This window comes from Atlantibacter sp. (assembly GCF_032062175.1).
Taxonomy (GTDB): domain Bacteria; phylum Pseudomonadota; class Gammaproteobacteria; order Enterobacterales; family Enterobacteriaceae; genus Atlantibacter.
The window spans coordinates 52,877-68,411 of record NZ_DAMBQK010000014.1; the positions used below are offsets into that span (position 1 = coordinate 52,877).

Genomic DNA, 15,535 nt, shown 5'->3' on the forward strand with positions numbered 1-15,535 from the left:
ATGAATCCACAGCGTTATGCGCGTATCCGAGAGATGCTCGCCAGGCGCCAGCCTGACCTGACGGTCTGCATGGAGCAGGTCCATAAGCCCCATAACGTTTCTGCGATTATTCGTACCGCCGATGCCGTCGGCGTGCATGAAGTCCATGCGGTATGGCCGGGTAGCCGTATGAGCACCATGGCTTCTTCCGCAGCGGGCAGCAATAGCTGGGTCGAGGTGAAAACGCATCGCACCATTCAGGATGCCGTTAGCCAGTTAAAAGGCCGCGGCATGCAAATTCTTGCTACCCATCTGTCTGACAAAGCAGTCGATTTCCGCGAAATTGACTATACCCGGCCAACCTGCATTCTGATGGGCCAGGAAAAAACCGGCATCACAAAGCAGGCGCTGGAACTGGCGGATCAGGACATCATCATTCCGATGATCGGGATGGTGCAATCTCTGAACGTATCGGTCGCCAGCGCGTTAATCCTCTACGAAGCCCAGCGCCAGCGTCAGAACGCCGGGATGTACCAGCGTAAAAACAGTATGCTTGCCGATGAAGAGCAACAGCGATTGCTGTTTGAAGGCGGTTACCCTGTGCTGGCGAGAGTCGCTAAACGCAAGGGGCTGCCTTATCCGCGCGTGAATGCGCTCGGTGAGATTGAGGCCGATGTGGCATGGTGGACCACCATGCAGGCAGGTAATAAACCCGCCCATCGCGCTATCAAGGATCTGGCGTAAATGAAAGGCCGCTTGCTCGACGCCGTGCCGCTTAGCGCTCTGACGGGCGTAGGGGCAAGCCAAAGCAGCAAGCTGGCGAAGATCGGCTTGCATACTGTGCAAGACCTGCTGCTTCATCTCCCCCTGCGCTATGAAGATCGCACCCAGCTTTACCCTATCGGCGAGCTTCTGCCAGGTATTTACGCCACGGTGGAAGGCGAAGTCCTGAACAGCAATATCACTTTTGGCGGGCGTCGCATGATGACCTGTCAGATTAGTGATGGTACTGGCATCCTGACGATGCGGTTTTTCAACTTTAACGCCGCGATGAAAAACAGCCTGGCGACCGGACGCCGCGTGCTGGCCTATGGAGAAGCGAAGCGCGGGAAATACGGCGCAGAGATGATCCACCCGGAGTACCGCACTCAGGGCGACCAGAGCGCGCCGGCGTTACAGGAAACGCTCACTCCGGTTTATCCCACGACCGAAGGCGTGAAACAGGCAACGCTGCGCAAACTTACCGATCAGGCACTGGCGTTGCTGGATACCTGTGCAATCGCTGAACTCCTTCCTCCAGAACTTGCTCAGGGCATGATGAGCCTGCCAGAAGCGTTGCGTACGCTGCATCGCCCACCGCCCTCAATGCAGTTAGCCGATCTGGAAAGCGGTAAACATCCCGCACAGCACCGTCTGATCCTGGAAGAATTGTTGTCTCATAACCTGAGTATGTTGGCATTGCGGGCTGGCGCGCAGCGTTATCATGCGCAGCCGCTAACCGCCAACGATAAACTGAAACAGCAGTTACTCGCCGCCCTGCCCTTTAGCCCGACTGGCGCGCAGCAGCGCGTGGTCGCGGAAATCGAGCATGATATGGCGCTGGATTTCCCAATGATGCGCCTGGTACAAGGGGATGTGGGATCCGGTAAAACGCTGGTTGCCGCGCTTGCCGCGTTACGCGCTATCGCTAACGGCAAACAGGTGGCGATGATGGCCCCGACAGAATTGCTTGCCGAACAGCACGCCAACAATTTTACCGCCTGGTTTGAGCCGCTGGGAATCAAGGTCGGCTGGCTGGCGGGCAAACAAAAAGGCAAAGCGCGGATTGCGCAACAGGAAGCAATCGCCAGCGGCCAGGTGCAAATGGTGGTTGGCACCCATGCGATTTTCCAGGAGCACGTACAGTTTAACGGCCTGGCGCTGGTAATTATCGACGAACAACATCGCTTTGGCGTCCATCAACGTTTAGCGCTGTGGGAAAAGGGTGAACAACAGGGCTTTCATCCTCACCAGTTGATTATGACCGCCACGCCGATCCCGCGAACCCTGGCGATGACTGCCTACGCCGATCTGGATACGTCCGTCATTGACGAACTCCCTCCAGGTCGTACGCCGGTAACTACCGTGGCGATTGCCGACACACGACGCGCCGACATTATTGAACGGGTGCGTAACGCCTGTATTAACGAAGGACGCCAGGCCTACTGGGTTTGTACGCTGATTGAAGAGTCCGATCTGCTTGAAGCGCAGGCTGCCGAAGCCACATGGGAAGAGCTGAAAATCGCGCTGCCGGAATTAAAGGTTGGCCTGGTGCACGGTCGCATGAAGTCGCAGGAAAAACAAAGTGTCATGCAGACATTTAAGCAGGGTGAACTTCATCTGCTGGTGGCGACGACGGTGATTGAAGTCGGCGTTGATGTCCCTAATGCCAGCCTGATGATTATCGAAAACCCTGAACGCCTCGGCCTTGCGCAGCTTCACCAGCTTCGGGGCCGCGTCGGGCGTGGTGCAGTTGCCTCTCATTGCGTGCTGCTCTATAAATCTCCGCTCTCAAAAACAGCGCAGCTGCGATTGCAAGTGTTGCGCGACAGCAATGACGGTTTTGTCATTGCGCAAAAAGATTTAGAAATTCGTGGCCCGGGCGAATTGTTAGGTACGCGGCAAACCGGCAACGCGGAGTTCAGAGTCGCGGATCTGTTGCGCGACCAGGCACTGATCCCAGAAGTTCAGCGTATCGCGCGCCATATTCACGACCGTTACCCTGAACAAGCAACAGCGCTAATTGAACGCTGGATGCCAGAAACTGAAAAATACTCTAATGCTTAATAATCAATTACACTTTTAAGCGATATTAAATCTATTTCCTTCACTCATAAAACCTCCCCTCATTAACGTCATCATCCATATAACCATATAATATCAATCCAATAAAAATTCACCTGAACAATTAAATCTGTTCTTATGCGAACTGTTTTTTGCATCGCTACGCAATGAGTTCTTTTAAAAACAGAAGAAGTAAAGCATATGAATTTTAATTTATGGGCCTGGTCAATTAATTACACAGATAAAGCGTCTTCTCTATACGCCGGGTGATTGACAGCATTTTCACCAGCACCTGATAATCACGCATCATTTAAACCTCTGCTAAAAAAATAAAACTGACAATCGTCGGGGGTTAAAAATTATTAATTTCTGCACGCAGGGATTAATAATAGCTGTAACCTGTACAGCACAATTTAACTAAGGGATAGTGTAATGAAAAAAATAGGATTAGTTATCGCTGCAAGCGGATTATTTCTGTCCGGTGCCGCCCTCGCGACGGATAATGATTTATCTGCAACCCTTGCGATTACTGGAGATGTACATAGTAATGCCAACTGCACTGTTGAACTCGACAGAAGCACGATGAATTTAGGCCGCCATGATATTAGCACTCTGCCCACGCAGGGCCATTATGAGGCTGATATTGCGACAACCAATGTCGCAAGACTGGTTGGTGATGGTTGCCTGAGCAAAACGGGCTCCGATCTGGCGCTTAAATTTATCGGTATGGCCGATGCCGAGCAGGGTAACGCCTTTACCAACTCGGTAACCGGTAGTGCAGCGGCACAAGGTATCGGCATTGGTGTATACGGCGCTAATGGTGCGGTTATTTCACCGAACACCAGCACGGTAATCGCATTGAATAAACAATATTTATTTTCCGCTGGCATGGTGAAAATGAACAACAGTACGCCTGCACCAGGGCTTGTACATTCATCGATTACGGTACAGATCGAGCGTCTTTAATCTTCTTTTATTTGTTGTCGCTTTGCCCGTTGCTTTTAAAGCAACGGGTTTTCCTCCGGTGTTTATTGGATTTAAAAAATGAAAAAGTTACTTTTATCAACGCTCTTCACTACCACTTTTCTATCAGGGATGTCACATGCAGCACTAATGCTGAATGCCGATCGTTTAATTTATAACGAGAAAGACGGAGATGCGTCAGTAACTGTACACAGCGATGAAGAACGCGCTTATCTTATTCAGTCATGGCTTGATGACGGCGACAGCACCGTTAAAAAAAATCTGCCGTTTGTCGTAACGCCGCCGTTATTTCGCCTGGCCCCGAAGAGTGACAACGTTATCCGTGTCGTTTATTTAGGAAAAGGACTCCCGGCCGATCGTGAAAGTTTATTTTGGCTGGATGTTAAGGGCGTGCCGGGTCTGAACGATGAAGAATCAAAAGTTGAAAGCCGCATGGTGCTGGCAATCAATAACCGTATCAAATTTTTCTATCGCCCAACGGGCTTAAAAGGCGAGCCCGGTGAGGCAATTAAAAACCTTCACTGGACACGCACTGGCAATACCCTAACGGCAAAAAACGATTCACCGTTTTATCTGGTGTTGAGCAGCATCGTTTCTGATAAAGAATCGGTTCCTGTTTCCGTGGTGGATAACAACACGGTTATCCCCCCTTTCGGTAACAAGTCATACCGGTTTAAACATACGCCAACAAGCGGAGCAAACGTTGAATGGAATGCCATTAATGATTTTGGCACGACGTCCAACACGTTTACCCAACGCCTTGATTAATTAACAGGGCGCTATGCGTAGTCCAACAAAAACGTGGCTAACGTCTTTGGCCGTGACGGCGGCATGCGTCCAAACCGCGCTGGCGGGCGAATACTTTGACCCAGGCCTTTTGCAAGCGGTTAACGGTAATGCGGCGATCGCTGACACCCGCGCGCTCAGTCAGGGATTTCAGCCAGCAGGGATCTATCGCGTTCATGTCAATGTAAATGACCAGAGCGTGATGGTGAGTGATGTCCGATTTGAGGCAGACAACAAGAAGCAATTAGTCGCCTGCCTTTCTTATCAGGACTATCAGAAACTGGGGGTGGATATGAGCAAACTTAATGCAAAAGCAGAAGACAATGCGCTCAAAAATACCTGCTTGCCCATCGAAGAACAGGTGCCCGGTTCAAAGAGCAACTTTGATTTCTCAAAGCTGCAACTGGATATCTCGCTACCCCAAACCGTATTGCGCGACGAAACCCTGACCGGTGTTCCTGTTGAAGAGTGGGATGACGGTATCCCGGCGTTAATCAGCATGTATCAGCTCTCCGGACAGCAGTACATCACGCACCATGGCGACACAGCAGACTCGATTTACGCCAACTTAACCAATGGGTTCAATCTGGGGCGTTGGCGTTACCGCAACAACTCGACGATGAGTAAAGAAGATGGCTGGAAAAATATCACCAACTACGTCGAAACCGCCGTTCGCAGCCTGAAAGGCGAGCTTACCTTCGGCGATGCCAGCACGCCCAGCGATGTTTTTGATAGCGTGATGGTACGTGGTGCTCAGCTCAGTTCCGATGATGACATGATCCCGGATCAGTTAACGGGTTTTGCCCCGTTGATTCGCGGTATCGCCAAAAGTAACGCCCGGGTCACCGTGAGAGAAAACGGCAACGTTATTTATCAGCGCTCCGTTCCGCCGGGCCCGTTCGTGATAAGCGATCTGTCTTCGGTTTCTAACGGCGGAAAACTGGATGTAACCATCACCGAAGCTGACGGTTCAGAGTCACACAGCACAATCTCTTACTCCAATGTGCCGCAGCTCCTGCGTACCGGGCAGATTAAGTACAGCCTTGTGGCCGGGCGCTATCTCTCTGGCGACAACGCCGTGGAAAAAGATCCCGACATCGTACAGGCCACATTATCCTGGGGCTTACCGCTGAATACCACGCTTTATGGCGGCAGCCAGTACCACGAACGCTATCAGGCATACAGTCTGGGCCTCGGATTTGATTTGCAACGCGCCGGGGGGATTGCGCTGGATGTCACGCGCAGTAATAGTCGCCGTCGCGCATCCCAGGAAAACAGCGGTGAAATGCTGCGCCTGACCTACCGCAACAGCATTCCGGAAACCGACACGCAAATCCAAATCGATAGCCGCTATTACCTGAATGACTATTTGTCGTTCAATGACTGGGCAGAATCCCACGAGCTGTTTGATGACTCCACCAAACGGCGTGAATACAACATGACCATCAACCAGTCGATCACCAGCGAGCACAGTTTTTTCGCCACGGTAAGCCGAAGCGAAAATGCCGACAGTTCGGTATCACGGATGTGGCAACTGGGCTGGAATGGCGCATGGCGATCGGCCAGTTTCTCACTGGCTTACAGTATGACGCGCGATAATGGCGCGGCGGAATGGGATAAACAGCTTGCCCTGACCTTATCTATCCCGTTCAGCGAAATGTTCCCGAACGCACAACCGATGGTGAATATGACCACCATGTCAGGGCTGAAGGACGACGTTTCCCAGCAGGTCGGGATCACGGGACGAGTCGGCGATCGTCAGGATCTCACCTGGAATACTCAGGTCTCTTATGCCCATCAGAATGGGCAAGATGATACGAAAAGCGGCTCCGCCGGGCTGAACTACCAGGGCCGCTACGGTGATATGGATGCGACCTGGTACACCGGGGACAACCAATATCTCTCCTGGAATGCGTCGGGCAACATTATTGCCCATCGTCATGGCATTACTGCGGGTCGCTATTCGAGCGGCAGCCAGGCGCTGGTTGCTATTCCCGGCGCGCCGGATGTGGTGCTGGACTCGGGTCAACACACCATCACGGATTCACGCGGATATGCCATTGCACCGGATTTACGCGCCTATCACCGCAACCCTCTACGTGTTGACACGCAAACCAGTAAACAGGTCGATTTCACCAGTACCGCGACACAGGTCGTGCCAACCAAAGACGCCGTCGTGCTGGCGCAATTTACCGCGATCACCGGCCATAAAATGGTCCTGACCGTTAAACACAACGGTGAGTACCTGCCATTTGGTGCCCGCGCCCGCATCGAAGGCAACGACGCCACTTATTACGTTGGCGACCAGGGTCAGGTTTACCTCAATGCAGCCCCGGAAAAAGGAACGGTGACATTTGACTGGGGTGAAAAGCAGCAGTGCGCTGCGCCCTTTATTATCCCGGCGAGCGATACCACGCTACCCCTCGCGTTGCTTTCAGTGAATTGCCAGTGATGATGCCATGAACAAATTCTTTATTCTGATCACAGCTCTACTTTTGGCGCTCGCGCTTAACGCCGCCGCTTTTGCCGCGGAGCCAGGCGACTGCAAAGCGCGTCATTCTGATGCCCAAAACCTTACCGTGCCCCTTACCGTACAGTTGCCGTTACGCACCGCCACCGCGGCGGCGGGCACCGTGCTGTATAAAAAAGAGGCATCGCTGGCGCAACTGACGGGTTCTCACCGTAACCTCACCGGCACCTGTCTTGAACAAATCCAAAAAATGCTCAGCGGGCGAATCTCCGCCTCGCAACAGGGAGCTGGCGTGTTTGCTACCGCATTGCCCGGCCTGGGTCTGCGGATAACGGTGATTTTTGATAAACCCGGCCAGCCCAGAAAAGAGTGGGTGCTGCCGTTTAGTTCGCCTATGACGGATTTATCGAAAGCCGTGGTCTCGACGGACGATATCAAGCTCCGCTTTGAAGCCATCAAGACCGGCATTATCCAAAGCGGTACGGTCAATGTCCGTTTACCGTCGCTGCTGGCGCTCAACGATAATTCCCTTGTCGTGAACCTGGCGATGACGATATTAACGGCAAAAGCCCACTGCACGATTCAGGTGGCGAGTCCTCAGATCGATCTACCGCCGATAGATTCATCACTTCTTGAAAAGAGCGGCAGTATTGCTGCGCGTCCAGTCAACGTCAATTTGTTATGCCTGAATACCCAGAAAGCCAGCATTAATATTGAAGGTGCCAACGATTCACAAAGCCCATCAATATTTAAAAATGTGTCTGAAGATAATCCTGCCAGCGGTGTGGGGATAGAAATGCTCTATAACCAAAATGTGATGATTCCTGGTCGCCCTATGGATATTTCATTACCGCAACAAAGCGGATATAGCCTGCCGCTTAGCGTTCGCTATGCCAGAACACAGGGGGCGGTTTCCACAGGAAAGGTTAAAGCGCAGATCACCTTACGCATTAATTATCTTTAAACAGGAAATAGGGAAGAATGTTCACCTTGGTGAATGTTTTTCACCTATTTCATTCATAAAACATTAGGGATTAGATTATGAAAAAGTCATTTTTGGGATTAGCGATTTCTACACTGTTTATGGTTGGTGTCGCTCAGGCAGAAGTCAGCCCTAACGATGTATCTGCAACACTGACTGTGACAGGTTCCGTCACCCATCAATATGCCTGCATGGTTAACCTGAGCAAGCCGACTATCAATGTGAGTGATAACGTTGACAGCCTGACTGCACAAGGTTCCAATGGCCTGAGCAATGCCAGTATCCAGTCTGTAGAAATTAGCCTGTCTGGCGATCAGGAATGTTCTGACAGCGCGCGTGAGCAGAAAATTGCCTATAAATTCCTGGGCACCGCTGACAGCGGAGATGGGACCTCACTGGCAAACAATGCAGGCGTTGATGGCGCAACCGGCGTAGGCATCGCGCTTTATGATATAAGCGGCAATATCGTTAAGGTTAACCAGGACACCATGCTTGCTAAACCTGACGAAAATGTTTCACAGCTTCTGCTTGGCGTGGTGAAACTGAATAATCAGACCGCGAAAGCCGGTTCTATTAACGGCTCTCTGACCGTACAGATTGAACGTCTGTAATTTCACGCATTCGTATTCTACGAATAAACAAAAGGATATTGAAAATGAAAAAAACATTACTTGGTTTAGCGCTGTCTGGCTTGTTTTCCATTGGTGCCGCGCAGGCAAATGACCACTCCGCAACGCTGGATATTTCCGGTACGGTAACTGCCGATGTAGTTGAATGTACTATTTATACCCAGGCTTCTGTCTCTCTGACGGGTAAAGTCGGTGAGATGATCGCCCCGGGATTGACGGCAACCAACCCAATCAATGTGCCTTTCTCAATTGGTAGCAGCAATACAGAGGGTAACAATACTTGCGCAGGTAAAGTTGCTATCCAGTTACATGGTACAGCAGACAGCACTTATAACGACGTACTGGCTAATACCGATATAAGCGAAGCAGGCGCGAAAGGCGTTGCTATTGGGATTTATGATGGCACGACAAATTCGCCGCTTCCGGTGAATGTGGCTGAAATTATCCCATCAACGGCTGGAGGCTCCTTTGGCTTACAGCTGGTCGCACTGGGTGGAGAAACTGTGGTTGCAGGTAATGTCCACAGCTCATTAACTCTGGATGTTGTGCGTCTGTAATTGAATTCATAATTCTAAGTTATTAATTACCAAAATCAATTAACCCTGCAATGACTTATTGCGGGTCACTCATTGGCATGCCCTGTGAAAATAGGGCGTGCTTTTTGGTAACAGAAATCAATGAATTATCTATCAAGAGAAAACGCAATGAAAAAATTAGCAATAGCGTTTATGGTCAGTAGCGCATTAATGACCATCACGAATACAGCAATGGCAGAAGAGGTCATCAGCCACGGGCATGGTATGACGATTTATGCGCGTCTGGAAAACGCAAAGAGCGGTTGTACCGTTCTGATGAGCAAATATCTGCTTAATCTGAATCATGACGATAAATCGTTACCGGCCCAAGGTTCAAACATCAATACCTATAGCGCAGACGACCATATTTACGTTCAACTCGGCGGTGAAAATTGCGACGCCAATGAGGGGTATAAAAATATAGGTCTGAAATTCCTGGGCACGACGGATGACAGTAAAGGAACGACTCTGGCGAATACGGATACCAGCAGCACTGCCGCTCAGGGGATCGGTGTGCAGCTTTCAGATATGTTTAACAATATCATCGAGCCGAATGTCACTATTGGGCATTTCCCGAGTGCCAGCCCAGATGGCAAATCAACCACGTCGACGGCCTCTTTCCCGCTCTATTTTTCACTGGTTCAGCTAAATAACCAGTTAGCGACGGCAGGGAATATCCAGACAAACCTCACGGTGCAAATCGAACGCCTGTAACAGGGCGTTGATTTTATCCGGAATCTGAAAGGATTTAGCGTTATGAAAAACACAGTTTTAGGCCTGGCCATTTCTGCCCTGTTTATTACAGGTTCGGCCATGGCGCAGGATAATTCAGCAACCGTGGTGATTGATGGCATCGTCAAACCTGCGGATACCGTCTGTGCAGTGCAAGCCAGTGAGGCTTCTGTCTCTTTACTGGAATTGCCAGAAAGTTTGATTAATCAGGGCGACAATGCGACAGCGCCTTATATTGTTCACCTCGCAGTAGACGGCGATACCAAATGCGCAACTCTGGTTGACGAAGGGAAACTGGCCTTCAGATTTTCTGGCGTTGCGGATGAAGGCGACGGAACGGCTCTGGCAAACCTGTTAACTGACGATAGCGCAGCGAAAGGCGTCGCAATTGGCATGTTTGATGGCGACAACAAACCGGTGCCAGTAAACACTGGCTTACTGCCCGCCAAAAAAGACACCACTTTTGGCCTGCAGATGGTGCGCCTGACGGGTAGCCAGGCAGTGAGCGGTAACATCAACTCCTACGTTACTATCGATATCGAACGTCTGTAATCTCCACGCCCATCTTTCGATGGGCGTTTCGCCAAAGACTTTTCGTTAGCAACCGTTTGCTTTTACCTTTCAGTCCGATAAAATGCCCGCTTTTCCACCGTGGGATTGCCTCTGATGTCTGTTAACGCCGTAGAGTCACACGATGCGCAACCGATTGCGCAGACTCAAAACAGTGAATTGATTTACCGCCTTGAAGATCGCCCGCCGCTACCGCAAACTCTGTTCGCCGCTGGCCAGCATTTGTTGGCGATGTTTGTTGCGGTCATCACGCCTGCGCTGTTAATTTGCCAGGCGCTCGGCCTACCGGCGCAGGACACCCAGCACATCATCAGCATGTCGCTGTTCGCTTCCGGCGTGGCATCCCTTATCCAGATTAAAGCCTGGGGCCCGGTGGGCTCTGGCCTGCTGTCTATTCAGGGCACCAGCTTTAACTTCGTTTCCCCGCTGATTATGGGTGGCCTGGCGCTGAAAAATGGCGGCGCGGATATCCCGACTATGATGGCGGCGCTGTTCGGCACATTAATGCTGGCCAGTTGCACCGAAATGCTGCTCTCACGCGTATTGCACCTGGCTCGCCGCATTATTACTCCGCTGGTCTCCGGCGTGGTGGTGATGATTATCGGCCTGTCGCTGATTCAGGTTGGTTTAACCTCTATTGGCGGCGGTTATGCCGCGATGAGCGACAAAACCTTCGGTGCACCGATGAACCTGTTCCTGGCAGGCGTCGTGCTGGCGGTAATTATCCTGCTTAACCGCCAGCGTAACCCCTATCTGCGCGTTGCTTCGCTGGTCATCGCCATGGCCGTGGGGTACGTAGTAGCCTGGGCGCTGGATATGCTGCCGCAAAACACCGCACCGTCCAACGACGCGCTGATTATGGTTCCGACGCCGCTCTATTACGGCCTGAGCATCGACTGGAACCTGCTGATCCCGCTGATGCTGATCTTTATGGTGACCTCTCTGGAAACCATCGGCGATATCACCGCGACCTCTGACGTTTCTGAACAGCCGGTTTCTGGCCCGCTGTATATGAAGCGCCTGAAAGGCGGCGTGCTGGCGAATGGCCTGAACTCCTTTGTTTCCGCCGTGTTCAATACCTTCCCGAATTCCTGCTTTGGCCAGAATAACGGCGTGATCCAACTGACCGGTGTAGCCAGCCGCTACGTGGGTTTTGTGGTGGCGATGATGCTGATTGCGCTGGGCCTGTTCCCGGCGGTGAGTGGTTTTGTACAGCATATCCCTGAGCCGGTACTGGGCGGCGCAACCATCGTGATGTTCGGCACCATTGCGGCATCCGGCGTACGTATCGTGTCCCGCGAGCCGCTCAACCGCCGCGCAATCATGATTATCGCGCTGTCGTTAGCGGTAGGTATGGGCGTATCCCAACAGCCGCTGATCCTGCAATTTGCCCCCGACTGGCTGAAAAACCTGCTCTCCTCCGGCATTGCCGCAGGCGGCATCACGGCGATTATCCTTAATCTGATTTTCCCACCGGAAAAAGCGTAATTTTCCACGGCGATGGCATCGAATTGCCATCGCCGCCTCCCGTCACTGTCTCTGCCCTGAGCCATCCCCATAAAATAAATCAGTATGTGTTACACAATAGTAATGACTCATAAAGCTGACGAGTTGTATTTTTGAGATAAAAATTCCGGGCCATTAAAACACAATCCAATCAAAGTCTAATTTTTATAGCGTATCCCCTGAGATAAAACGCATCACCATATTATATAGCAACCAATGCTATCACATTGAAAACTTTACGTATCGAGCCGTGTAAATAGTAAAACTCCATATTCACAAGTACATTAAAGCACAATTAATCGGAACAAATTAATATTTATCGAATCATGACAAATATTAAAAATTATTTTAAAATTAGCATCCTGTAATTATTTATAAATAACTTAAAAATATCACCAGAAAATATATAAGAACAATAACCCATTTAATAATGGTGAATATTCTTCGCCTATTTCAATTTCAGGGAAAATTAAAGGGAAATTTGATATGAAAAAAACACTATTTAGCCTTGCTGTCTCTACACTTTTCGTCGTATGCGCAGCGCAGGCAGAAGATCAATCCGCTGTAATTAATATTAATGGGGTGGTCACTGCAGGCACAGAAAGCTCATGTACCGTATTTCCTTCTACCAATTCAATAACCCTGTCAGGAAAAGCCGATACTCTGCCGCTACAAAATGAGCCTGTCTCCAGTGCGACAACTTTCACCGTTCAGGTAAGTGGCGACAAAGAATGCATGGACAAAATTGATACCAATCAAATTGGCGTTCAATTAAAAGGCACCGCAGATGCCAACGGCACAGTGCTGGCCAATACACATACCGGAAGCGATGCGGCACAAGGTGTCGGCATTGGGATTTATAATGCGAATGGTGACGTAATAAACGTTAACGACAACCATAACGTCATGCTTCCTGAAGGCATTGGCTTTGGCCTCAGCATGGTTCAACTCAATGGCCAAACCCCTGTAGCGGGTTTAGTCCATGGTTCACTGACTATTGATATCGAGCGTCTTTAACAAAGCTATGCCCATCATGTTAATGGGCATTTTTAATGCAAAATATAAATAAGGAAATTGAACATGAAAAAAATGCTCCCGATGTTTTTTTCAGCATTATCTTTAATAGCTGGTGCTCAGGGTAACGCGCAAGCAGAAGATGTAGGCGCTACACTCTCCATTACTGGATCTGTAACGCAAAGCATTGCGCAGTCATGCTCTATGTACCTCAGTAAAAATGCAGTCGCGCTACTTGGTGATGTTTCAAACCTGGTCAAGCAGGGCGAAGATTTTAAAGCAGGCGCCAGCATTGATGTTTCAATCGGTGCTAATTCAAGCACGGCGGCCTGTAAGCAGATGGCCGATGAAGGCAAACTGGCTTATAAATTTATGGGCATTGCAGATGATGCAGACGGTACTGTGTTGTCAAATAGTGAGATTTCTACTGGCGCTGCCAAAGGCATTGGTATCGGCGTTTTTGACTCGGAAACTAAAAAGCTCCTGAAGATTAATGAAGATACGATACTGGCTAAATCATGGGCAAATACCTTTAACGTAGCCATGGTCAAACTTAATGGCCAGACTGCGACCGCCGGCGCAGTAAAAAGCGCACTGACAATTCAGTTTGAGCGTTTGTAATACAATAAGTAAGGCCCATCCTACGATGGGCTTTTATTCCTCTGCATCCATTCTGCCTTGAGCAATCGCCATAAATCGTGCATAACTCCTTCATTGGCTATTCATCGGATGGAAGACAATGAAATTTCTTGGAAAGCTCATCGTTGCGCTGCTTGTCGCCGTTCTGGTCGCGATCCTGGGGCTGTACATTTTGCTTCAGACCCGTTGGGGCGCGGGCTGGATCACCGACTGGGTCAACGCGCACAGCGACTACCACATCACTTTTGATGAGATGGATCACCGCTTTTCATCGCCTTCACATGTGTTGCTGAAAAACGTGACCTTTGGACGTAACGGCCAGCCCGCGACGTTAGTGGCCCAAAGCGTAGATATTGGCCTGAGCAGCCGCCAAATCACCGATCCTTTCCATGTTGATGCCATTATCCTCAGAGAAGGCACGTTAAATATTTCCCCGGATACCGCCTCGATCCCTTTCCAGGCCGACCGTTTACAGCTCAGCGACATGGCATTCAACAGCCCGAACAGCGCGTGGAATCTCAGCGCCCAGCGGGTCAACGGTGGCCTGACGCCCTGGCTGCCGGAAGCCGGACGCATTCTGGGCAGCAAAGCCAGAATCGAACTCAGCGCCGGTTCGCTGACGTTGAACGGCATTCCGGCCAGCAATGTGCTGATCCAGGGCGATATCGATAATGACGAAGTGAATTTCACTACCCTCGGCGCGGACGTGGCGCGCGGCTCACTCACCGGCAATGCACGCCGTAATGCCGATGGCGGCTGGCAGGTGGATAACCTGCGCCTGAGCGATATCCGCCTGCAAAGCGATAAAAGCCTTGTCGATTTGCTCTACCCCGTCACCAGCCTGCCGTTGCTTAAACTGGGCCGGGTAGACGTCACCAATGCGCGCCTGGAAGGACCAAACTGGGCAGTGACCGATCTGGATATGACACTGCGGGACATCACCTTCAGCAATAACGACTGGCAGAGTGAAGAAGGGAGAGTGTCCCTTGATGCCACTGAATTTATCTACGGCTCCCTGCATTTCTTCGACCCTATCGCCAATGCGAATTTATCCAGCAAAGGTGTGGAAATCAGCCAACTGACGTCACGCTGGGAAGGCGGCATGATCCGCGCCCGTGGTGAGTGGACGCGCAATGATAAAGGGCTAACGCTGGCGGATGTAGCGATTGCCGGGCTGGAATATACCCTGCCAGAGGACTGGAGAAAGCAGTGGATGACGCCGCTGCCGGAATGGCTGAACCGCGTGACGGTGACCAAATTCTCCGCCAGCCGCAACCTGATTATTGATATCGATCCCGCTTTCCCGTTCCAGCTTACGGCGCTGGACGGCTACGGCAATTTACTGGAGCTGGTGCGCAACCGCCAGTGGGGGATCTGGAGCGGTAACGCCACGCTGAACGCCGCCGCCGCTACTTTTAACCGGGTGGATGTGCGCAGGCCATCTATCGCGCTTAACGCCAATAGCAATAACATTACCATCAGCGAACTGAGCGCCTTTGCCGGTAAAGGAATGCTGGAAGCCACTGCCTCGATTGCGCAACAACCAGAGCGGCAAATCGCCTTAAGCCTGAATGGCCGGGCAGTACCGGCCAACGTGCTGGAAAACTGGGGATGGCCGCAGGTGCCGTTACAAGGGGACGCCAATATGCGGCTCAGCGCCCGGGGCCAGCTTAACGCGGATCGACCGCTAAAACCCACGGTGAACGCAACCCTGACTATCAATGCCGCCAACGGTCAGCAAATTCAGCAAACCATGCAAGCGGGCGTGGTAGCGGGTACGCCGTCAACGCCAGAAGCGCCTTCGACAACAGAACAGCCCCAGGCGAACCCCTTTCAGTAGCGCAGC

Annotated in this window: 14 protein-coding genes; all 14 read left to right on the forward strand. The window is 51.1% G+C overall.

The genetic code is table 11. The features are described from left to right. The 14 genes from trmH (at nt 1) to RT120_RS13685 (ending at nt 15,529) form a co-directional block, all read left to right on the forward strand. Nucleotides 1-723, forward strand: a complete 723-nt coding sequence (gene trmH / locus RT120_RS13620) for a tRNA (guanosine(18)-2'-O)-methyltransferase TrmH (protein WP_312983280.1) — start codon at nt 1-3, stop codon at nt 721-723. Next, nucleotides 724-2,805, forward strand: coding sequence for an ATP-dependent DNA helicase RecG (gene recG / locus RT120_RS13625; protein WP_312983281.1), 2,082 nt, complete (start codon nt 724-726; stop codon nt 2,803-2,805). It abuts the gene before it with no gap. Nucleotides 2,806-3,234: 429 nt separating this feature from the next. Beyond that, the gene (locus RT120_RS13630; protein WP_312983283.1) at nt 3,235-3,768 is read left to right on the forward strand and encodes a fimbrial protein; all 534 of its coding nucleotides are present in this window, start codon (nt 3,235-3,237) and stop codon (nt 3,766-3,768) included. Nucleotides 3,769-3,846: 78 nt separating this feature from the next. Then, complete coding sequence (locus RT120_RS13635; protein ID WP_312983285.1) at nt 3,847-4,554, forward strand: molecular chaperone; 708 nt, start codon at nt 3,847-3,849, stop codon at nt 4,552-4,554. Nucleotides 4,555-4,567: 13 nt separating this feature from the next. Next, entirely contained in the window at nt 4,568-7,024 is a 2,457-nt protein-coding gene (locus tag RT120_RS13640) for a fimbria/pilus outer membrane usher protein (protein WP_312983287.1), read from the forward strand. A gap of 7 nt (nt 7,025-7,031) precedes the next feature. Beyond that, nucleotides 7,032-8,006 (forward strand): fimbrial protein, encoded by a 975-nt coding sequence (locus tag RT120_RS13645; protein WP_409515050.1) that lies wholly within the window; start codon nt 7,032-7,034, stop codon nt 8,004-8,006. Nucleotides 8,007-8,083: 77 nt separating this feature from the next. Further along, nucleotides 8,084-8,635 (forward strand): fimbrial protein, encoded by a 552-nt coding sequence (locus RT120_RS13650; protein WP_312983291.1) that lies wholly within the window; start codon nt 8,084-8,086, stop codon nt 8,633-8,635. A gap of 44 nt (nt 8,636-8,679) precedes the next feature. Further along, the gene (locus RT120_RS13655) at nt 8,680-9,210 is read left to right on the forward strand and encodes a fimbrial protein (RefSeq protein ID WP_312983293.1); all 531 of its coding nucleotides are present in this window, start codon (nt 8,680-8,682) and stop codon (nt 9,208-9,210) included. A 147-nt stretch (nt 9,211-9,357) separates the two neighbouring features. Then, nucleotides 9,358-9,942, forward strand: coding sequence for a fimbrial protein (locus tag RT120_RS13660; RefSeq protein ID WP_312983295.1), 585 nt, complete (start codon nt 9,358-9,360; stop codon nt 9,940-9,942). A gap of 42 nt (nt 9,943-9,984) precedes the next feature. Then, nucleotides 9,985-10,512: a fimbrial protein gene (locus RT120_RS13665; RefSeq protein WP_312983297.1), complete on the forward strand. Its 528-nt coding sequence runs from the start codon at nt 9,985-9,987 to the stop codon at nt 10,510-10,512. A gap of 114 nt (nt 10,513-10,626) precedes the next feature. Continuing rightward, entirely contained in the window at nt 10,627-12,018 is a 1,392-nt protein-coding gene (locus tag RT120_RS13670) for a uracil-xanthine permease family protein (protein ID WP_312983299.1), read from the forward strand. A 504-nt stretch (nt 12,019-12,522) separates the two neighbouring features. Then, nucleotides 12,523-13,053, forward strand: coding sequence for a fimbrial protein (locus RT120_RS13675; RefSeq protein WP_312983301.1), 531 nt, complete (start codon nt 12,523-12,525; stop codon nt 13,051-13,053). 63 nt (nt 13,054-13,116) lie between these two features. Next, on the forward strand, nt 13,117-13,671 hold the full coding sequence (locus RT120_RS13680; RefSeq protein WP_312983303.1) for a fimbrial protein: 555 nt from the start codon (nt 13,117-13,119) through the stop codon (nt 13,669-13,671). 118 nt (nt 13,672-13,789) lie between these two features. Next, nucleotides 13,790-15,529, forward strand: a complete 1,740-nt coding sequence (locus RT120_RS13685) for an AsmA family protein (protein WP_312983305.1) — start codon at nt 13,790-13,792, stop codon at nt 15,527-15,529. Nucleotides 15,530-15,535 lie beyond the last annotated feature (6 nt).